Origin of the sequence: Tardiphaga sp. 172_B4_N1_3 (genome assembly GCF_052076035.1) — a bacterium.
Taxonomy (GTDB): Bacteria; Pseudomonadota; Alphaproteobacteria; order Rhizobiales; family Xanthobacteraceae; genus Tardiphaga; species Tardiphaga robiniae.
On sequence record NZ_CP197238.1, the window covers coordinates 6,032,747 to 6,053,510 of the forward strand.

Annotated in this window: 18 protein-coding genes; 9 read left to right on the top strand and 9 right to left on the bottom strand. The window is 62.9% G+C overall.

Annotated features, from left to right (window positions below):
* Window positions 1-157 precede the first annotated feature (157 nt).
* Both AB7783_RS28450 and AB7783_RS28455 read right to left on the bottom strand, forming a co-directional pair.
* On the bottom strand, window positions 158-1,183 hold the full coding sequence (locus AB7783_RS28450) for a histone deacetylase family protein (protein WP_441279474.1): 1,026 nt from the start codon (window positions 1,181-1,183) through the stop codon (window positions 158-160).
* On the bottom strand, window positions 1,180-1,878 hold the full coding sequence (locus AB7783_RS28455; RefSeq protein WP_439079418.1) for a GntR family transcriptional regulator: 699 nt from the start codon (window positions 1,876-1,878) through the stop codon (window positions 1,180-1,182). Before AB7783_RS28455 ends, AB7783_RS28450 begins: the two co-directional genes overlap by 4 nt.
* 138 nt (window positions 1,879-2,016) lie before the next feature.
* Here AB7783_RS28455 and AB7783_RS28460 point away from each other — a divergent pair, with 138 nt between their 5' ends.
* The 6 genes from AB7783_RS28460 to AB7783_RS28485 all read left to right on the top strand — a co-directional run bounded on the left by AB7783_RS28460 (window position 2,017) and on the right by AB7783_RS28485 (window position 8,885).
* Window positions 2,017-2,790, top strand: coding sequence for a class II aldolase/adducin family protein (locus AB7783_RS28460; RefSeq protein ID WP_093759488.1), 774 nt, complete (start codon window positions 2,017-2,019; stop codon window positions 2,788-2,790).
* Between the two features lie 66 nt (window positions 2,791-2,856).
* Window positions 2,857-4,404 carry an ABC transporter substrate-binding protein gene (locus tag AB7783_RS28465; RefSeq protein WP_175368800.1) on the top strand — a complete coding sequence of 516 codons (1,548 nt, stop codon included), beginning with the start codon at window positions 2,857-2,859 and terminating at the stop codon, window positions 4,402-4,404.
* Between the two features lie 84 nt (window positions 4,405-4,488).
* Window positions 4,489-5,460: an ABC transporter permease gene (locus AB7783_RS28470; RefSeq protein WP_120288470.1), complete on the top strand. Its 972-nt coding sequence runs from the start codon at window positions 4,489-4,491 to the stop codon at window positions 5,458-5,460.
* Window positions 5,457-6,296 (top strand): ABC transporter permease, encoded by an 840-nt coding sequence (locus AB7783_RS28475; RefSeq protein WP_093759485.1) that lies wholly within the window; start codon window positions 5,457-5,459, stop codon window positions 6,294-6,296. The genes AB7783_RS28470 and AB7783_RS28475 overlap by 4 nt, the downstream gene beginning before the upstream one ends.
* Window positions 6,296-7,927 carry an ABC transporter ATP-binding protein gene (locus AB7783_RS28480; protein WP_441279475.1) on the top strand — a complete coding sequence of 544 codons (1,632 nt, stop codon included), beginning with the start codon at window positions 6,296-6,298 and terminating at the stop codon, window positions 7,925-7,927. Before AB7783_RS28475 ends, AB7783_RS28480 begins: the two co-directional genes overlap by 1 nt.
* A 19-nt stretch (window positions 7,928-7,946) precedes the next feature.
* Window positions 7,947-8,885, top strand: coding sequence for a 2-hydroxyacid dehydrogenase (locus tag AB7783_RS28485; protein WP_441279476.1), 939 nt, complete (start codon window positions 7,947-7,949; stop codon window positions 8,883-8,885).
* Between the two features lie 203 nt (window positions 8,886-9,088).
* Here AB7783_RS28485 and AB7783_RS28490 read toward each other — a convergent pair whose 3' ends face one another.
* The 5 genes from AB7783_RS28490 to AB7783_RS28510 all read right to left on the bottom strand — a co-directional run bounded on the left by AB7783_RS28490 (window position 9,089) and on the right by AB7783_RS28510 (window position 14,375).
* Window positions 9,089-9,667, bottom strand: coding sequence for a sarcosine oxidase subunit gamma (locus AB7783_RS28490; RefSeq protein WP_441279477.1), 579 nt, complete (start codon window positions 9,665-9,667; stop codon window positions 9,089-9,091).
* Window positions 9,660-12,626 (bottom strand): sarcosine oxidase subunit alpha family protein, encoded by a 2,967-nt coding sequence (locus AB7783_RS28495; protein WP_441279478.1) that lies wholly within the window; start codon window positions 12,624-12,626, stop codon window positions 9,660-9,662. The genes AB7783_RS28490 and AB7783_RS28495 overlap by 8 nt, the downstream gene beginning before the upstream one ends.
* Window positions 12,623-12,883, bottom strand: a complete 261-nt coding sequence (locus AB7783_RS28500) for a sarcosine oxidase subunit delta (protein ID WP_320446856.1) — start codon at window positions 12,881-12,883, stop codon at window positions 12,623-12,625. Before AB7783_RS28500 ends, AB7783_RS28495 begins: the two co-directional genes overlap by 4 nt.
* A gap of 6 nt (window positions 12,884-12,889) precedes the next feature.
* Window positions 12,890-14,140: a sarcosine oxidase subunit beta family protein gene (locus AB7783_RS28505; RefSeq protein WP_441279479.1), complete on the bottom strand. Its 1,251-nt coding sequence runs from the start codon at window positions 14,138-14,140 to the stop codon at window positions 12,890-12,892.
* A 109-nt stretch (window positions 14,141-14,249) separates the two neighbouring features.
* A complete protein-coding gene (locus AB7783_RS28510) occupies window positions 14,250-14,375 on the bottom strand; it encodes a hypothetical protein (RefSeq protein ID WP_256461202.1) in 126 nt (41 codons plus the stop codon).
* A gap of 125 nt (window positions 14,376-14,500) precedes the next feature.
* Here AB7783_RS28510 and AB7783_RS28515 point away from each other — a divergent pair, with 125 nt between their 5' ends.
* Window positions 14,501-15,319 carry an aldo/keto reductase gene (locus AB7783_RS28515; RefSeq protein WP_441279480.1) on the top strand — a complete coding sequence of 273 codons (819 nt, stop codon included), beginning with the start codon at window positions 14,501-14,503 and terminating at the stop codon, window positions 15,317-15,319.
* Window positions 15,320-15,514: 195 nt separating this feature from the next.
* Here AB7783_RS28515 and nikR read toward each other — a convergent pair whose 3' ends face one another.
* Window positions 15,515-15,955, bottom strand: a complete 441-nt coding sequence (gene nikR, locus AB7783_RS28520) for a nickel-responsive transcriptional regulator NikR (protein WP_184513576.1) — start codon at window positions 15,953-15,955, stop codon at window positions 15,515-15,517.
* Between the two features lie 96 nt (window positions 15,956-16,051).
* Between nikR and AB7783_RS28525 the strand changes: the two genes are divergently transcribed.
* Both AB7783_RS28525 and AB7783_RS28530 read left to right on the top strand, forming a co-directional pair.
* Window positions 16,052-18,346: a TonB-dependent receptor domain-containing protein gene (locus AB7783_RS28525; protein ID WP_441279481.1), complete on the top strand. Its 2,295-nt coding sequence runs from the start codon at window positions 16,052-16,054 to the stop codon at window positions 18,344-18,346.
* A gap of 92 nt (window positions 18,347-18,438) precedes the next feature.
* Window positions 18,439-19,590 (top strand): lactonase family protein, encoded by a 1,152-nt coding sequence (locus AB7783_RS28530; protein WP_441279482.1) that lies wholly within the window; start codon window positions 18,439-18,441, stop codon window positions 19,588-19,590.
* Between the two features lie 65 nt (window positions 19,591-19,655).
* On the opposite strand, the gene AB7783_RS28535 is transcribed toward AB7783_RS28530, so the two are convergent.
* A complete protein-coding gene (locus tag AB7783_RS28535; protein ID WP_441279483.1) occupies window positions 19,656-20,591 on the bottom strand; it encodes an MBL fold metallo-hydrolase in 936 nt (311 codons plus the stop codon).
* Between the last annotated feature and the right edge of the window lie 173 nt (window positions 20,592-20,764).

A 20,764-nucleotide genomic window follows, 5' to 3' on the forward strand; every position in this document is an offset into this window, starting at 1 on the left:
GTGGGGTGAGGGGCTCTTACGATCCGCAAGTGCAGTACGTGCGATGAGCGCCGTGCCACGCCCCTCACCCGCCGCGAAGACGCGGCGACCTCTCCCCGCGCAGAGCGGGGAGAGGTTAAGAGAGCGCGGCGTGCTGGTGTTCACTCGATAAGTCCAATCACCGCGCGGCTTCGAAACCGGCGAGGGTCGAGGTGAGGTTGGCGCCGAGGATGTCGGAGAGATATCCGCCTTCCTGAACGAGCACCGTGGGCAGGCCCATGCGTGCAACGGCTTCGCCGATGCGCTTGAAGCCCGGGGTGGTGACCTTGAGCGCGGCCAGCGGATCGTGCTCGGACGCGTCGAGGCCGAGAGCGAGAACCAGAGCCGTCGGCGCGAATGACTTGATGGTTTTCTCGGCGACAGCAAGCGCGTCGATGAAACCGTCATCGCCGGTGCCAAGCGCGAGCGGAATATTGAGATTGGTGCCGAGACCGTTGCCTTCGCCCTTCTCATGGGCATAGCCCCAGACGAAGGGGTAGTAACCGACGGGATCGGCATGGATCGACACCGTCAGCACGTCTGGACGCGCATAGAAGATGCCCTGTGTGCCGTTGCCGTGATGCACGTCGACATCGAGGATCGCGACGCGCTCATGCTTGGTGCGCAGATGCTCGGCAGCGATGGCCGAATTGTTCATGAAGCAGAAGCCGCCGGCCATGTCGCGATAGGCGTGGTGGCCGGGCGGGCGGCACAGGGCATAGACGGCGTCCTCGCCGTCTATCACCATCTGCGCCGCGGTGACGGCGACGTCGGTGGAGGCGCAGGCACCAAGCCATGTGCCAGGACCGATCGGTGCTGCGGTATCGGCGGTGTGCCAGCCGAGCTTGCCGGTGATGTGGGTGGGATAGCTGCCCGCCACGCGGTTCGGGTGGATATTGGCGATCATCTCCGGGCCGTAGTCCGGCAGCTTGATCCATTCCTCCCAGGCGCCTTCGAGGAAGCGCAGATATTCCGGCGAGTGCACGCGGGCGCGTGGGCCCTGGCCGAATTCGGTCGGCGCGACGATCGTGTGCTTGCCGTCGGCGAGGCCCTTCAGCAGGCGCTCGGCGCGCTCCGGCTGCTCGGTGGTTTTACGGACCTGACCGCGTACAAGAAAGAACTGCGGATCATGGCTCTTGTGCTTGTCGGAATACACTGCCTTCACGTGGCGGCTCCATTCGTTGAGGAGGGAAGTTCGCGGACGAGCTTGCCGACTTCGCGCCATGCAGCGCCGATGTGATAGTCGATCCGCGCGGTGATGATATCGGGATGCCCCTGTTCGAGGACTTCGAGCAGCGCTTCATGGGTCTGCGCAATACGGTGCGGATCGTCATAGAGCCGGCCGATCAGGCCGATCGTCATCCGCAGTTCCGAAGCGAGGTCATCGAACAATCGCAACAGGCGTTTGCTGCCGGCGATTTCGCAGATCATGCGGTGAAATTTGTAGTCTTCCTCGATCTGCCGGGCATGATCATCGATGCCGGCGGTCTCATGCATGACGTCGATCTGCCGGCGCAGCATGTCGCGATTGGCAGGCGTCATGTTCTTCGAGGCGAGCACGCCGGCGTGACATTCGACGCAGATGCGCAGGTCGTAGACCTCGTCGATATCCGTTGCTTCAAGCTTGCGGACGAAGAAGCCGCGGCGCGGATGCGAGACCAGCAGGCCCTGTTGCTCGAGCAGCCGTGCAGCTTCACGGACAGGAGCGCGGCTGACGCCGAGTTCGCGGGCGATGCCGGCTTCGACGACTTTGGCGCCAGGCAGCAGCTGCCCCTTGATGATGGCCTGGGTCAGGATGCGTGCGACCTGCCCGACAAGATCGGTGTCGGCGAGGGCAGTCAGACCAACTGGAGGAGACATCAAACGCATGCGGGGACCCGTTTCTTCCCCTGTACAAGAATTAATCGTCGATTGTCGACAGTTTAATCTTGCGAGCTGCCATGCGATTGTGTTTCCTGCCCGCACCTTAAAAAAAAGCCGGGAACCGCGCCTGTGAATATGCATGCAAACCTTACGCCGACCCTCGATGCCGCCAAGCAGGTCCGTATCGATCTTGCTGCGGCCTATCGCCTGATCCATCGCCTCGGCCTCGATGACAGCATTTACACGCATATTTCGGTGCGCGTCCCCGGCACCCAGGACCGCTTCCTGATCAATCCCTATGGCATGCGCTTCGAGGAAGTGACGGCCGGGAACCTCGTCACCGTCGACGTCGACGGTAAAGTTGTCGACGATCCGCTCGGCCTCGGTATCAATCCGGCCGGCTTCACCATTCACAGCGCCGTTCACGCCGCTCGCCACGACGCGCAGTGCGTGCTGCACACGCATACCGTTGCCGGTGTCGCCGTGTCGTGCCTCAAGGACGGTCTGCAGCCGCTGAACCAGTGGTCGATGCAGTTCACCGACCGCATCGCCTATCATGATTTCGAAGGCATCGCGCTGGACCTGTCCGAGCGCGAACGCCTGGTCGCCGATCTCGGTGACAAGATGGTTCTCATCCTGCGCAACCACGGCCTGCTCACCTGCGGCCGCTCGGTTGGTGAGGCCTTCAAGCTGATGTTCAACATGGAGCGCTCCTGCCGCGCGCAGCTCGCGATTCTTTCAACCGGCGCAGAAGTCATTCGCCCGTCCCACGCCATTGCCGCACACACCGCCGGCCAGTATGACCGCGGTTACGACAAGGTGCATGGCACCGAAGGCGGCAAGCCGGACAGCGAGTGGGAAGCGTTCAAGCGCATGCTCGATCGCACGGACGCCGATTACAAGAATTGATCCGACTTCCGCTACACATCGTCAACTGATCTGGGTTACGTGCCAACCGGCACTAAGGGGAAAGATATGTTGAAGAAATTTGTATTGGCTTTGGCACTGAGCACCGTGAGTACAATGGCGCTCGCGCAGGAGCCGAAGATGGGCGGCACCATCAATGCGGTGATCCAGCCAGAGCCGCCGGGCCTGATGCTGGCACTCGTCCAGAACGGCCCGACCCAGATGGTCTCGGGCAATATCTATGAAGGCCTGCTGCGCTACAGCAAAACACTGGAGCCGCAGCCCGGTCTCGCCGAGAGCTGGACCATCAGCCCGGATGCCAAGACCTACACGTTCAAGCTCAAGCAGGGCGTGACCTGGCACGACGGCAAGCCGTTCACCGCTGCAGACGTGCTGTTCTCCATCGAGACGCTCAAGGTCACCCATGCCCGCGCGCGCAACAACCTCGTGCAGCTCGACAAGGTCGAAGCGCCCGACGATTACACCGTCGTCTTCACGCTGAAGCAGCCCTTTGGCCCCTTCATCGGCATCTTCGAAGTCGGCTCGATGCCGATCATCCCGAAGCACATCTATGAAGGCTCCGACGTCAAGACCAATCCGGCGAACAACACGCCGATCGGTACCGGCCCGTTCATGTTCAAAGAATGGAAGAAGGGCTCGTTCATCCAGCTGGTGAAGAACCCCAACTACCACGTCCAGGGCAAGCCCTATATCGACGGCATCTACTGGCAGATCATTCCGGACGCCGCTGCGCGTTCGGTGGCCTACGAGACCGGTAAGGTCGATGTGCTGCCCGGCGGTTCGATCGAGAACTTCGACGTGCCGCGCGTCAGCAAGCTGCCGAATACCTGCGTCACCGGCGACGGCTGGGAGTTCTTCTCGCCAATGGCCTGGATGTGGCTCAACAACCGCACCCCCGTGCTCGCCAACAAGAAGGTTCGTCAGGCGATCATGTATGCGGTGGACCGCGAATTCGCCAAGGACGTGATCTGGAACGGTCTCGGCAAGGTGGCCACCGGCCCATCGTCGTCGGCGATCAAGTTCTACACCGACAACGTGCCGAAATACCCCTACGATCCGGCTAAGGCCAAGGCGCTGCTGAAGGAAGCCGGCTACAAGGGCGAGAAGATCCGCCTGATGCCGCTGCCCTATGGCGAGACCTGGTCGCGCTGGGGTGAAGCTGTGAAGCAGAATCTCGTCGACGTCGGCATGAATATCGAGACCATCGCCACCGACGTGCCTGGTTCGAACCAGAAGAACATGGAGTGGGATTACGATATCTCCTTCACCTATCTCTATCAGTACGGCGATCCGGCGCTCGGCGTTGGCCGTAACTACGTGACGAGCGCGATCCAGAAGGGCCAGCTGTTCAACAACCTTGAGGGCTATTCCAATCCTGAGGTCGACAAGCTGTTCGAAGAGGGCGCCGTCGCCACGCCGGATTCGAAGCGCAAGGAAATCTACGAGAAGGTCCAGAAGATTCTCGTCGAGGATGTGCCTGTTGCCTGGCAGCTTGAACTGCAGTTCCCGACCATCACGAACTGCAAGATCAAGAACCTGATCACCACCGGTATCGGCGTCAATGACGGCTTCCGCGACGCCTGGATCGACAAGTAAGCTTTCAGCCTGATGCCCGTGACGATCTCTGTGATCGTCACGGGTTTTCTTTGTGTACTCTGACCTGAATGCGATGGACCTCTGATGCTGTCATTCGTTGCCCAGAGGATCGTGAAGGGCGTGTTCGTCCTGCTTGCGATCATCGTGATGAACTTCTTCCTGATCCGCCTTGCGCCCGGCGATCCCGCAGCGGTGATGGCCGGTGAGGCCGGCGCCAGCGATGAGCAATTCGTCCAGCAGCTGCGCGAAAAGTTCTCACTGGACAAACCGCTGCCGGAGCAGCTGTTCATTTACGTGAAGGGTGTCGTCACCCTCGACCTCGGTTTCTCGTTCCGCCAGCAGATGCCGGTCGCGAAGCTGATCGCCGAGCGTCTGCCGGCGACGCTGCTGCTGACGCTGACGGCGTTCGGCATATCGCTGTTACTGGGCATCACATTCGGTACGCTGGCCGCGAGATTTGCGGGGACATGGGCGGACACCGCCATCACTGTCTCCGCGCTGCTGTTCTATGCCACGCCGATCTTCTGGGTCGCGCTGATGTCGATCCTGCTGTTCTCGGTCTATCTCGGCTGGCTGCCGAGCTTCGGCTACGAGACCGTCGGTGGAAACTTTACCGGATGGGCACATGTGAAAGACGTGGCTCTGCATCTGGTGATGCCGGCCATGACCATCGGCCTGTTCTTCATGGCGACCTATACGCGCATGACGCGCGCCTCGATGCTTGAGGTCAAGCGACTCGATTTCGTCAAGACGGCCCGCGCCAAGGGCCTGCGCGACAACATCATCCAGCGCCGCCACGTGCTGCGCAACGCGCTGCTGCCGGTGGTGACGCTGGCCGGCGTCCATTCCGGTACGTTGGTCGGCGGTGCCGTGCTCACCGAGACGGTGTTTGCATGGCCCGGCATTGGCAGGTTGCTCTATGAGGCGCTCTTGCAACGCGATTATAACCTTCTGCTCGGCGTCTTCGTGGTCTGCTCGGCGATGGTCCTGATCTTCAACCTCGTCACCGACCTCGTCTATCGGCTGGTCGATCCACGCATCGAGTTTGCATCATGAAGAAGTTCTGGAAATTGATGCTGCGCAATCCCGGCGGCGTTATCGGTCTGGTCATCATCACGCTTGCGATTTTCGTCGCGCTGTTCGGGCAAATGATCTTCCCGACCTCGCCCTGGCGGATGGTGCAGCGGCCGTTCCTGCCGCCCTTCACCAATCCCATGGTGACCCTCGGCACCGATGCGCTGGGCCGCGACGTGTTTGCCGGCCTGATCTATGGCGCTCGCGTGTCGCTGCTGGTCGGTCTCGTTTCGACCACCGTGGCGCTGACGATCGGCGTGCCGCTCGGCGCCATCGCCGGTTATTTCGGCGGCAAGGTCGACGACGCCCTGATGCGCTTCACCGAGTTCTTCCAGACCATTCCCAGCTTCCCGCTGGCCATTGTGCTGGTGGCGATCCTGCAGCCGTCGATCTATTCCATCGTCGGTTCCATCGCCATCGTCTCGTGGCCGCCGGTGGCGCGTCTGGTGCGCGGTGAGGTGCTGTCGCTGCGTACCCGCGAATATGTCCAGGCCGCCATCGTGACCGGCCAGAGTAATACCTGGATCATCTCGCGCGAGATCCTGCCGAATGCGCTGTCACCGGTGATCGTGCTGGCGTCGCTGATGGTCGCCAATGCGATCCTGCTGGAGTCCTCGCTGTCGTTCCTCGGCCTTGGCGATCCCAACCTGATGTCCTGGGGCTACATGGTCGGTGCTGGCCGGACGGTGATCCGGCAGGCCTGGTGGATCACAGTCTTCCCCGGGGTCGCCATCCTGATTTCGGTGCTCGGCATGAACCTGATCGGCGAAGGCCTCAACGACGCGCTCAATCCGCGCCTGGCGAAGGATAGCCGCTGATGACCCAAGTGCTGTCCAAAGCCCCCGCCGTTTCCATCAAGAACCTGAAGATTGCTCTGCCGAAGAGCGCCGAACGTCCCTATGCGGTCGATGGCGTGTCCATCGATCTCATTCCCGGCGAGATCGTCTGCGTCGTCGGCGAATCCGGTTCCGGCAAGTCCATGTGCGCGCATGCGCTGATGGGACTGTTGCCGGATACGGTGAAGACCGAGACCGGCGAAGTTCTGTTCGAGGGCCGGAATCTCCTGAAGCTCGACGAGAGCGGCTGGCGCGAAGTGCGCGGCCGCGGCATTGCCATGGTGTTCCAGGAGCCGATGACCGCGCTCAATCCTCTGATGCGGATTGGCGAGCAGATGATGGAAATGTTCGAGGCGCATAATCTTTTGACGCCGAAGGAGCGCCGCGCCAAGGCCCTCAGCCTCGCCAAGGAAGTCGGTCTGCCCGATCCAGAGCGTATCATCCGCGCCTATCCGCACCAGCTCTCCGGCGGCCAGCGCCAGCGCGCGATGATTGCCATGGCGCTTGCGCTTGAGCCGTCGGTGCTCGTCGCCGACGAGCCGACCACTGCGCTCGACGTCACCACGCAGGCGCAGATCCTCAAGCTGATCCGCAATCTGCAGCGCAGCCGCAACATGGCCGTGATGTTCATCACCCACGATTTCGGCGTCGTCGCCGATATCGCCGACCGCGTCGTGGTGTTGCGCCATGGCAAGATCGTGGAAGAGGGCTCGATCGACGCTGTCTTCAGGAATCCGCAGCACGATTACACCAAGGCGCTTCTCGCTGCTGTGCCGTCGATGCACCCGCCGGTGCGCGCGTCGCTGGATGAAAATGCGAAGGCTGTCGAGGTCATCGGCCTCGACAAGACCTATGTGACCTCGGGCGGCTGGTTCAAGCCGGATCGCCGCGTGCAGGCTGCGAACGAAGTCACGTTCTCGATCATGCAGGGTGAGACCGTCGGCCTGGTCGGCGAGTCCGGTTCGGGCAAATCGTCAGTGGCGCGTCTGGTGATGCGTCTGATCGAGGCCGACCGGGGGACCGTGCGCATCGGGGATATCGATCTCACGGCCCTCGAAGGCAAGGCGCTGCGCGCGCAGCGCCATCGCATCCAGATGATCTTTCAGGACCCGTTCGCCTCGCTCAATCCGCGCCGTCGGGTCGGCCAGATCATCACCGATGGCCCGATCGCTCGCGGCACCGATCCCAAAGTCGCGATGCAGCGTGCGCGTGATCTGCTTGGCATGGTCGGCCTCGATGCCGGTTCGCTCGACCGCTATCCGCACGAATTTTCCGGTGGCCAGCGCCAGCGTCTCGGCATCGCCCGCGCGCTTGCGATGGATCCGGAGATCATCGTCGCCGACGAAGCCGTCTCCGCGCTCGACGTCTCGGTGCAGGCGCAGGTGCTGAAGCTGCTGGAAGACCTCAAGGCCCGCCTTGGTCTGTCGATGCTCTTCATCACCCATGACCTTCGTGTGGCTGCGCAGATCTGCGACCGCATCGCCGTAATGCAGCGCGGCGTGATCGTCGAGCTGAAGCCGACGGCGCAATTGTTTGCGGCGCCGGAACATCCCTACACCCGCGAATTGCTCGGCGCCGTCCCCGGCCAGAGTTCGCCATCCCAGGCCGCCTGACCTTATGCCGACGTCTCCCGTGACTTGCGTTTTCCTGAGCAGGACCATCAACCTGCGCAAATACCTGACCAACGAAATCGCCCGGCTCGGCGGCAAGGTGAATTTTGTCGACCATCTCGACGGCACCGATCCCGCTAAAATCGACATGGCGGTGAGCTGGCATCCGCATGCCGACGGGTTCGATCACTATCCGAACCTGAAGGCAGCGTGTTCTATCGGCGCCGGCGCCGACAGCATCCTGAACTGTCCGAGCCTGCGCGATGGCATCGACGTGGTGCGCGTGGTCGAGCCGGCACAGGCGCAGATGATGTCGGGCTTCGTGATCTGGAACGTGATCTATCACCAGCGCCAGTTCGGGACGTATCTGCAGAACCAGCGCGATCACGTGTGGAAGCGCCTCGGCGGCGGACGCCGCCCGTCCGAGGTTCCGATCGGCATTCTCGGCTACGGCGCTATCGGTGCGCGCGTCGCGTCCGATCTGGCGATGCTGGGCTTTCCCGTCCGGGTGTGGAGCCGTTCGGCCAAGCCGACGACGCCGGGTGTGACCGGCTTCCACGGCAGCGACGGGCTCGATGCCATGCTCGCGGGCTCGGAGGTGCTGGTCAATCTGTTGCCGCTCACCGAGGAAACCCGCGGCATTCTCAATGCGGAGCTGTTCGCCAGGATACCGCGCGGTAGCTATCTCATTCAGGTCGGTCGCGGCGAGCACTCCGTTGAGCAGGATATTCTCGATGCGCTCGCCAGCGGGCAGCTCTCCGGCGCGACGCTCGATGTCTTCCACACCGAACCGCTGCCCAAGGACCATCCGTTCTGGTCGCATCCGCAGATCGTGCTGACGCCGCATGACGCCTGCGAGGTCACCATGACCGCCATTGGTGACACCATCCTTGCCACGGCAGAAGCCGTGCAGGCCGGTGTGCAGCCGAAGGATTCGGTGGATCGCGGACGGGGATATTAGTTGGACGGAGCGGCTTGCTTCCCTCGCCCCGCCCGGCGAAGCGAAGCTTCGCTAAGCGGGGAGAGGGTGGCGTGACAAGCGAAGCTTGTCGCGACGGGTGAGGGGGAGCTAGCGAGTAGAACACTAGCTCCCCCTCACCCGAAGCCTCGCTAGCCGCTCGGCTCCGACCTCTCCCCGCAAGCGGGGCGAGGTTAAGAAAGCGACTACTCCGCCACCAGTCCTCTCACTGCCGCCGACGCTTCCAGCCAATGCAGGAAACTCCCAGCCATGCTGCGCGCAGCGGCGATGTGAATCGTTGGCGCCTCGTCGACCTTCCACAGCGTCACGCCCATATGCGCGACCTGCGTGACCGCAACGCTGCCGGCTGGAAACGCCGTTGCGCTGAGATCGATGGCGACGCCCTTGGCCAGCACATCGAGCAGGGCCGGGCCGGACAGCCGTAGCAAGCCCACACCGTCAGACTGATCGACCACAGAGGCGAGGCCTTCAAGCTGCTGCGCAAGGCTATCGACGAAACGCGATGTGCCCGCATCGTGAGTCACCAGCCAGCGGCTGGGACCGGTGCCGAGAAACGATGTCGCGTCGCTGCCGGAGCCGTGGGGTCCCAGTGGCAGGTTGATATCGAACTGTTCCTTCACGGCAGCAGCGAGCGCGGCACTCTGGCCCTTGCGGGCCATGACGGTAGCAATGGCGATGCCGCGACGTTCCCGTGCGATGACGCCGCGGCCATCGCCGATGGAGCGCAACTTAGCGAAGGCCGAGATATGAGCGAGATCAAGCACGCAGCCGCGCTCCTTCTGTATCGACGAAGACGGGATCGACGACTTCGAGCTCATAGTCACCTGACCGGACCGGGTCCCAGGCACGGATGATCTCGCCATGCCGCTCCGGCCCCCGCGCCAACAGGCCGAGCCCGATCCAGTGATTGGCGCTTGGGCTGAAGGCTGTCGAGGTGATGAAGCCGGCATTGTTGTCCGGCGCAGGCGTGACGCCGCGCGCGAACAGCAGCGCGCCGTTGCGCAAGCGCTGGCTGCGATCGACCGGCCGCAGGCCGATCAGCGTCGGCCGATCCGGATCGATCAGCGCCTCGCGCGCCGCCATGGTGCGGCCGATATAGTCCTTCTTCACCGACATCATGCGTCCAAGCCCGAGATCACGCGCCACGGTCTGGCCGTTGAGTTCGGAACCGGCGACATGGCCCTTTTCGATGCGCATCACCGAGAGCGCCTCGGTGCCATAGGGCGTAACGCCGAGTGCCTTGCCGGCCCGCATCAGCGCATTGAACAGCGCCTCGCCATAGCCCGCCGGAGCCGCAATCTCGTAAGCGAGTTCGCCGGAGAACGAGACGCGGAACAGTCGGAGCGGGAAATTGCCGACATGGAATTCAGCACAGGCCAGATACGGGAAGGCCTCGTTGGAGACATCGCAGGCATCGCCAAGCAGGGCCTGTAGCAGCTCGCGCGACTTCGGCCCCGCGACCGCATACTGTGCCCATTGCTCGGTGACTGAGACCATTTGCACGTCGAGTTCGGGCCATAGCACCTGATGGCAGTATTCGAGATGCTGCATCACCTTGCCGGCATTCACGGTCGTGGTGGTCATCACATAGTGATCGGCGGAGAGCCGCGCGGTGGTGCCGTCGTCCATCACGAAACCGTCCTCGCGCAGCATCACGCCGTAGCGCACCTTGCCGACGGGCAGCGTCGAGAAGGTGTTGATGTAGACGTGGTCGAGGAACGTGCCGACATCGGAGCCGCACAGCGCGATCTTGCCGAGGGTCGAGACATCGCAGATGCCGACGCTGGAACGCACAGCCTTCACCTCGCGGGTGACGCTCTGCAGCCAGTCATTCTCGCTTGGCGCATTGAACCATTGCGCGCGCATCCATTGGCCGGCTTCGACGAAGGTGGCGTTCAACGCGGCGGAGGCGGCGTGGCTCGCCGTCAGCCGCGTCGGCTTGAAATGCTTGCCACTGTGCAGGCCCGCAAAGGCGCCGATGGCAACCGGCACATGCGGTGGGCGCGCCCGCGTGGCGCCGGTCTCGGCAATGGTCTTCCTGATTTCGCCGGCGAGGATCGCGAGCCCGTTGATATTGGACGTCTTGCCTTGATCCGTCGCCATGCCCAAAGTCGTGTAGCGCTTGAGCTGCTCGACCGAGCGGAAGCCCTCCTGCGCAGCGAGAGCAATATCGGTCGCGGTGACATCGTTCTGCAGATCGACGAAGGCCTTGCGGCGCGATCCCGCGAACAGCCAGACCGGATTGGTGCCGGATGCCTCGTCGCTGGCGGTGATGGGCTTCTGCGTCTGCAGGCCGAGGCCGACATACGAGGCCGCCTTCGCGCCGGCCAGTGCACCGCTCTCCAATGCCCGCGTCAGCGTCCATTGCGCCGCTGCGGCTCCCGCGATTTGCATGCCCGGTGGCGTGTCGCTGCAGAGAAATGCGGATTTCTCCTCCGACCACTTGCCCTTGCCGCCCAGATGCGTGGCGATGCCGATGCTCGGCGACCAGCCGCCGGAAACGCCAAGCGTGTCCACAGCCACGCTGCGGGTCTTGCCCGCACTGTCGGTGATCTCGATCGTCGTCAGCCGGCGATAGCCCGATGTGTCCGAGACATGCGCGCCGAGGAATTGAGGTGCGTTGCCTGCGAGTTTGCGCACCTCAGGCGAAACGTCTGTCCGTGCATCGACCACAACCGCGATTTCAGCACCGGCCTTCTGCAGTTCGAACGCACTGCGCCAGCCATCGTCCGATGACGTGAAGATCGCAACGCGTTGGCCCGGCACCACGCCGAAGCGGTTGGCATAAGTCCGCAATGCCGACGCCAGCAAGATGCCGGGCCTGTCATTGCCGGGAAATACAAGCGGTCGTTCCTGCGCGCCAGCGGCGAGCACGCACTGTTTGGCGACGATCTTCCACAGCCGCTGCCGCGGCATGAATGGCGGCGGCACCGGCAGGTGATCGCTGACGCGCTCGATGGCGCCATATTCGCCGTCATAGGCACCGAACACGGCGGTGCGCTGGAGGATGCGGACATTCGGCAGGGTGCCGAGTTCGGCCTCCGCCAGCGCCGCCCATGAGGCTGCTGTGACGCCATCGATCTGCGCGGTGTCGCTGAGCAGCCGACCGCCGAGCACAAAGTCTTCCTCTGCCACGATCACGCGCGCGCCGGCGCGTCCGGCGGCGAGCGCTGCGGCAAAGCCCGCCGGGCCGGCGCCGATCACCAGCAGATCGCAGAAGGCATGCGATTTTTCATATGTATCGGGATCGTCGAGACCGCTGAGCGCGCCGAGGCCTGCCGAGGCACGGATGGCGGGCTCGTAGAATTTCTCCCAGAACGCCGCCGGCCACATGAAAGTCTTGTAGTAGAAGCCGGCATTCAGCAGCGGGCCGGCGAGCTGATGCACGGCGCGCAGATCGAAATGCGGCGACGGCCAGCAATTCTGGCTCGACGCGTCCAGCCCGTCGAACAGCTCGACCGTGGTGGCCTTGGTGTTCGGCTCGGCGCGCGCGCCCGAGCGCAGCGTCACCAGCGCATTCGGTTCTTCCGGCCCGGCCGAAAAGATGCCACGTGGCCGGTGATATTTGAACGAACGGCCGACCAGCATCGTGTCATTGGCCAGCAGCGCTGAGGCCAGCGTATCGCCGGCATAGCCGCCATAGGTCTTGCCGTCGAAACTGAAGCTGACCGGCTTGGACCGGTCGATCAGACCACCGGATGCGAGACGACGCGAGATGCTCATGATGCAGCCTCATCATGGGCCAGCACGGCGTCGATCACCTCATGCGTCGAGACGTTGCGTGTCACCGTCAGCCAGGCATGGCAGCCGGCGGCGTGATACCAATATTCCCTGTGAACGCCGACTGGATTGTCACGCAGATAGACATAGTCGAACATCGCATCGGCATTGTCGGGCGCGGGCCGCGTCAGCGTGGCGTCTCCGGAATAGGAAAATTCCGACGCGTCACGGGATCCGCAATAAGGGCAGGGGATGCGCATGGGGCCTCAGTGCAGATTCGGTTGGGCGCCCTGGCCCTTTTCGTCGACGATGTGGCCGCTACGGAAGCGACCCAGCAGCAGACGATTGGCGGCGGGATGCGGCTCGTCTTTCGCCAGCAGATGCGCGAAGACGAAGCCCGAGCCGGGCGTCGCCTTGAAGCCGCCATAGCACCAGCCGGCATTGAGATAGAGCCCTTTGACGTGGGTGCGGTCGATGATCGGCGAACCGTCCATCGACATGTCGACGAGGCCACCCCAGTTGCGCAGCATCCGCGCACGGCCGATCGCCGGCATCAGCGCCATGCCGCCTTCGCAGACATCTTCGACCACGGGCAGGTTGCCGCGCTGGGCATAGGAGTTGTAGCCGTCGATATCGCCGCCGAACACCAGCCCGCCCTTGTCGGACTGGCTGATATAGAAATGTCCGGCGCCGAAGGTGATGACGCCGGGGATGACAGGCTTCAGCCCTTCGGAGACGAAGGCCTGCAGCACATGGCTCTCGATCGGCAGCCGCATCCCGGCCATCGCCGCGACGCGCGACGACGAGCCGGCGACGGCAATGCCGATCTTCTTGGCCTTGATTGCGCCGCGCGAGGTCTGCACGCCCACCGCGCGACCGTCGACGATGTCGATCCCTGTCACTTCGCAATTCTGGATCACATCGACGCCGCGGTCGCTGGCGCCGCGGGCGTAGCCCCAGGCGACGGCATCATGGCGCACGGTGCCGCCGCGCTTCTGCAACAAGCCGCCCTGGATCGGGAAGCGTGCATTGTCGAAATTCAGGAACGGATAGAGTTTGCGCACGCCCTCGCGGTCCAGCAACTCGCTGTCGGCGCCGTTCAGCCGCATCATGTTGCCGCGCCGGGCATAGGCGTCGCGCTGGCCGTCGGAGTGATAGAGGTTCAGTACGCCGCGCTGGCTGACCATGGCGTTGTAGTTGAAGTCCTGCTCGAGGCCTTCCCACAGCTTCAGCGACAACTCATAGAGCGAGATGTTTTCCGAGAGCAGATAGTTGGACCGGATAATGGTGGTGTTGCGGCCGATATTGCCTGACCCGATCCAGCTCTTCTCCAGCACGGCGATATTTGTGAGGCCGTACTCCTTCGCCAGATAATAGGCCGTCGCCAGCCCATGCCCGCCGCCGCCGACAATGACGATGTCGTATTCGGGTTTCGGCGCAGCATCGCGCCATTGCGGCGTCCAGCCTCGGTGGCCGGTGAGGGTTTGCCTGAGCAGCGACGTCAGCGAATAGCGCATGGAGAATCCGGGTGGCGATCAGGCCCGGAGTGTCGCGTATTTCGGGAAGCGGCACCAGTCCAGGCGCGACATTCAGAAGCCCATCAGCGACATCGTGAGATGATGCCGTTTAGCGCGCCAGCCAGAAGCCGCCCACCACCAGGATCATGGCCAGCAGGCTGATGACCCCGAGCACGGCCGCAGTGATGGCCAGCAGGCCGTGGGAGTCGAGCCATCCGCGTAATGCCTTTTCCATGGTGCTGAAACTCTCCCGGTGATTTGAGTTTATCGTTGCAGGCTGGCACCGTATCAAACACTTCAGGCGCCGTCGTCTCGGACGATTTCGCCATATTGAAGAATTGACATGCTTGAGGAAGTGACATGGACAATCTGAATACCCAGGGCATCAAGGTGCCGAAGCTCGGCCTGGGCACGTTCAAGCTCACGGGCGACGGCTGCGTCGCCGGCGTGGAAAGCGCCATCGGCCTCGGTTATCGCCACATCGACACCGCCGAAATGTATGGCAACGAGGCGGAAGTCGGCGCCGGCATCAAGGCTTCGGGTATCGCGCGGAAAGATCTGCATGTCACCACCAAGGTCTGGCACGAGAATCTCGCGCCGGATGCCATCAGGCGCGCCTTCGACACCAGCATGAAGAAACTCGGTCTCGATGTCATCGATCTCTATCTGGTGCACTGGCCCTCGAAGGGCATGAATCTCCCGGCGATCTTCGAGACGTTGCTGAAGCTGAAGGATGAGGGCCGCGTTCGCGCCATCGGCGTCGCGAATTTCCCGGTCAAGCTGATGAAGCAGGCGGTGGAGGAGATCGGCGCGCCGGTCGCCTGCAATCAGGTCGAATATCATGCGCTGCTCGACCAGACGAAGCTGGTGACCTATCTGCGGTCGAAGTCGATCCCGCTGGTGGCCTATTGCCCGCTCGGTCAGGGTCGGCTGGCCGACAACGATGTGATGAAGACCATCGCTGCCAAACACGGCGTGTCGGCGGCGCAGGTCGCATTGAAATGGCTGCTCGATCAGGATGGCGTCGCGGCGATCCCCAAGGCGTCGCGCAAGGAAAGTCAGCAGGCCAATCTCGATGCGCTGAAGGTCACGCTGGACGACGACGACCGCAAGGCGATCGCAGCACTGCCGAAGGCGCAGCGGCTGGTCAATCCGGGTTTCGCGCCGGATTGGGATTGATCTGGCTTCTCCCTCCCCCTTGCGGGGAGGGTGGCCGCGCGTAGCGCGGTCGGGTGGGGGTGCCACAAACTCCGGCCTGAGTGTGGGGCTACCCCCACCCCGGCCTCCACTTCGTCGATGCTTGCGCATCGCCTCGCTCGGCCGACCCTCCCCGCAAGGGGGAGGGATTCCCGCAGCTTGTCGCGCAACTCCACATCACCCGTGACTGTGCCCCTTCTTCTTCCCCTCCGCCTTCTTCCCCGTCGGCATCATCACCACCCGCCCATATTTCACGCCGCGCTCCGCAATGATGTGATCGGCGAAATGCTGTACTTCGCTGCCGGAGCCGCGCAGCGCGGTGACTTCCATGCAGTTGTCGCCGTCGAGATGGACATGCAGCGTCGCCAGCGAGAGATCGTGGTGATGATGATAGGTGTCGACCAGACGGCGTGACAGATCGCGCTGGGCGTGATCATAGACATAGACCAGCGCGGCGACGCATTCGCCGGTCTTGCCCTTCTCCTGCGCCACCTGCTGCATGCCGGCGCGGGCGAAATCGCGGATCGCTTCGGAGCGGTTCTGATAGCCGTGTTCGGCGATCATCGCGTCCAGCTCTTCCATCAGGTCGTCGTCGAGCGTGATCGTAATGCGCTGCATCGGTCCTCTCAAAAAGTATGACGAATCTTTGACTTTGTCATACTTGGCATGTCAGTGTGTTCCGGTTGAACCCAGCATAGCCCGGCCGACTGACCGATGCATCGCTCTCTCTTTTCATCGGCCGGAATCGCCCTGGCTTCGCTCGCAGCCGTCACGCCGTCGGCTGCGCAGCCGGCGATAGTGCTGTCGCCGGTCGAAGTCGAGGCGCCGCCGCGGCCTGCGGCCAAACCACGTGTACCGCGCAGCGGGAATGAGGCAGGCCGCCCGGAGGCACGCCATGTTGCCGCACCGACGTTGGGGGCCGGCGGCATGAGTGTCACGCCCGGCGCCCGTGCAGCGCAGGCGCCGGTCGCCTCCGCCAGTGAGAAGAATATCAGCGGCGCCGAGGTCAATGCGCGGCCGTTGTCGCGCCCGGCCGAAGCGCTCGAAGTCGCGCCAGGCCTGATCGTCACTCAGCATTCCGGCGAGGGCAAAGCCAACCAGTATTTCCTGCGCGGCGTGAATCTGGATCACGGCACCGATCTCGCCATCTCCATCGACGGCATGCCGGTGAACATGCGCACCCATGGTCACGGCCAGGGCTATGCCGATACAAATTTTCTGATCCCCGAGCTGATCAATTCAGTCAACGTCCGCAAGGGACCGTATTTCGCCGATGAAGGCGACTTCTCGTCCGTGGGTGCGATCCATGTCAGTCTGATCGACAGCGTCGCGCGCACCATGGCGTCGATCACATCAGGAAGTTTCGGTTACAATCGGGCCTTTGGCGTGACGTCGGGCAAAGTCGGCGAAGGCACGCTGCTGGTGGCCGCCGAGGCCAATATCTATAATGGCCCGTGGGACAATCCCGACAAGCTCCAGAAGCTGAATGGCGTGATCCGCTACAGCCAGGGGACGGCCGACAACGGTTTGTCGCTGACCGGCATGGCCTATGGCAACAAGTGGAATTCCACCGATCAGGTGCCGCTGCGGGCGATCACTTCCGGCGCGATCGGCCGCTATGGCGCGCTCGATCCCAGCGATGGTGGCAATTCGGAGCGTTTCTCGCTGTCCGGCCGTCTCCGGCAAACCGATCTCGACAGCGCAACCAAACTCGATTTCTACGTCGTCAAGAGCAAGCTCAATCTGTGGAACAACTTCACGTTTGTCCTGAGCGATCCGGTCAATGGCGATCAGTTTCACCAATATGACGACCGCGTGCTCGGCGGCATCAACGCCTCGCATACATTCAAGTACAATATCGCGGGCTTCCGCAACGAAACCGAAGTCGGCATCCAGAGCCGCTACGACGATATCAATGTCAGCCTCGGCAACACCATCAAGCGGCAATATCTCTCCACCACGCGCAGCGATGGCGTGAAGGAGGGTAGCGTCGGCCTGTTCGTGCAGAACACCACATTCTGGACCGACTGGCTGCGCACGAATATCGGCTGGCGCGGCGACTATTACGACACGACGGTCAATTCGTTCTTCAATCCGGTGAACTCCGGCAGCGCCACGGCGACCATTGGCAGCCCCAAGGCAGGTCTGGTGATTGGTCCTTTTGCGAAGACCGAGCTGTTCCTCAATGCCGGCGAGGGGTTCCACAGCAATGATGCGCGCGGCGTCACCATCAGGGAAGCGCCGAGCGACGGTTCGCCGGTCGATAGCTCGCCGTTCCTGGTGAAGACAAAGGGCGCGGAGATCGGATTGCGCACCAAACTTGTGTCGGGTCTGACCAGCTCGATCGCGCTCTTCATGCTGGATTCGGCCTCCGAAATCCTGTTCGTCGGTGACGCCGGCGATACTGAAGCCAGTCGTCCCAGCCGCCGCGTCGGCTTCGAATGGACCAACGACTACAAGCCCACGTCATGGCTGAGCCTTGAAGCCGACCTCGCAATGACGCGCGCGCGCTTTCGCGGAGGCAATGCCGATCAGGTGGCGGCCTATGCGGAGCTGGATGGCTATCCGGCCTCGCAGATCGGGAATGCACCCGGTAATTTCATTCCCGGAGCGCCTAACATGATCGCCTCGGCTGGCATCAGGCTTGGCGAGGCCACTGGGTGGTTTGGCGCCTTGCGCTATCGCTATTTCGGTCCGCGTCCGCTGACGGAGGACGCTGCCTTCATCTCGCCAGCCACGGGTTTGCTGAACGGCCAGGTTGGTTACCGCTTCGATAATGGCTGGCGGATCCAGCTCGACGCGTTCAACATTCTCGACAGCAAGTCTGACCAGATCACCTATGCCTATGGTTCGCTGTTGAAGACGGATTCGCTATTCGCCATGTGTTTCCCGGCGGGCGGCGGCGCACCGACGGCGCCTGCTGCCGTGTGCCAGACCGGCATCATGGACCGCGTGCTGCATCCGGTCGAACCGCTGGCCTTGCGGGTGACGGTGGCCGGCCGGTTCTGATCTCGCGGTTCTGACTTTGCCGCAGCGCAGCTTGCCTATTCCAGAAGGCGGTAGCATCATCCCTCCCAATGAAAAGAGGCAGGGAGGTGTTGATGCTCGCACGGGTTCGTTCCGTTTCGTGCCGTTGGCCGTTCACGCGTGCCAGCGCCGGTTTGAAGGCGCTGCTGGCGATCGTCTCGCTCCCGTTAGCAACAGGGCTCATCATGTCATCGGCCAGTGCCGCCACCTATGTCTATGTCGGCAATGCCGACAGCCAGAACATCAGCATTCTCGAACTGAAGGCGAATGGCAGTCTCGCTGCGATCGACACCGTCGCGGTGCCGGGACCGGCGAAGCCGGGCGGCTCGCTGCCGCTGGCCATCAGTCCCGAGAAGCACCGGCTCTATGCCGGCCTCCGCAACGAGCCCTACACGGCGGTGACCTTCGATATCGATGCCAAAACTGGAAAACTGAAACTGGTCGGCCCCGGCCCGCTGGCCGATTCCATGGCCTATATCGCCGTCGATCGCACCGGGCGATTTCTGCTCAGCGCGTCCTATGGCGGCAACAAGGTGACGGTGAATGCGATCGGGCCGAATGGCGTGATCGCGCCGGCACAGCAGGTCGTCGCCACCGAACCGAACGCGCACTGCATCATCGTCGATCCCACCAATCGCTATGTGCTGCATACGAGCCTCGGCGGCGATGTGATCTATCAGCAGAAATTCGATGCCAAGGCCGGAAAGCTGACGCCGAACGATCCGCCGACCGTGAGTGTGAAGGCCAAAGGTGGCCCGCGCCATCTGGTGTTCTCGCCGGACAAGAAGTTCGTCTATCTGCTCAACGAACTCGATGCCGCGATCTATGTGTTTCCGTGGGACGCTGCCACCGGCACATTGAAGAAGGAAACGCAGGTCGCCTCTGCCTTGCCGAAGGGATTCGACGGCAAGCCCTGGGCGGCGGATATCCATCTGACGCCGGACGGCAAGTTTCTCTATGCGTCGGAGCGCACCAGCAACACGATCGCCGCGTTTCGTGTCGATCCCAAAACCGGCGCGCTGACATCGCTTGGCTCCACGGCCACGGAAAAGCAGCCGCGCGGATTCAACATCGATCCATCAGGTCGCTATCTACTGGCGGTCGGGCAATTGTCGAACAGCATGACGACCTACTCCATCGATAAGGCAACGGGCAGCCTGACCAAGCTGGGTGAAACACCCGTGGGCAAGAATCCGAACTGGGTCGAGATCGTGAACCTGCCGTAAGGACTGTCTCACTTCGAGCCGACGCACCGGCCTCTCGCTCCCTCTCCCCGCAATGCGGGGAGAGGTTAAGCAGCCATCCGATAGCTTCCGCCGATGACCGGATCGCCGTCTGTCAGCACCAGGCCGCGGGCGACGAGATCTTCCAGATGCGCCAGCACGGAATAGCCGGCGGCACCCGTCAGGCGCGGGTCGAGGCCGATATAGATCGCGCGCACGATGGTCGGGATATCCGCTTCGCCCTTGCCAAGGCGATGCAGGATAGAGGCTTCGCGGGCGCGGCGGTGGCGAATGAGAAAGCGGACATAGCGCTGCGCATCGGGAATATCGGGGCCGTGGCCGGAGAAATACAGGTCCTCATCGCGCGCCGCGAGTTTGTCCAATGAGGCCATGTAGTCGATCATCGAGCCATCGGGCGGCGCCACGATGGAGGTCGACCAGCCCATGACGTGATCGGCGACAAAGAGATACTTCTTCTCGCGCCAGGCGAAGGCCATGTGGTTGGCGGTGTGGCCCGGCGTCGCCACGCCTTCCAGCGCCCAGCCGTCGCCTTCGATCAGGTCGCCATCGGCCACCAGCACGTCCGGCTTGAAGTCGCGGTCGGCGCCGGATTCCGGCGAATGTTTCTCGCTCTCGAAGCGCGGCCGCGAGGCGCGGTGCGGGCCTTCGGCATAGACCGTGGCTGATGTGGCGGCCTTGAGTGCCGCAGTATTCGGCGAATGGTCGCTATGGGTATGGGTGACGAAAATATGCGTCACGGTCTCGCCCTTCACGGCATCGAGCAGCGCCTGCAGATGCGCATCATTGGCCGGGCCGGGATCGATGATCGCGACCTTCCCGGTGCCGACGATATAGCTGTTGGTGCCGGTAAAGGTGAAAGGCGAGGGGTTGTTGCAGAGAACCCGGCGCACGCCGGGGCGGACTTGGTCGACGACGCCGGGCTTGAGCGGATAATCGCGATTGAACGGAACGTCGTCGTTGGCGCCGTTATCCTTGTCGCTCATGGTCGGTCCTTCCCGGGGTGTTCTTGGCCTGTGATGACTAGCAACATGATCAGGGAAATCAAACAGCGCGGAGACGCGCCTGCCATGCATGCTTAAACACCGTCATGGCCGGGCTTGTCCCGGCCATCCACGTCCTGCCGTATGCGCCGTCGAGGCGTGGATGCCCGGAACGA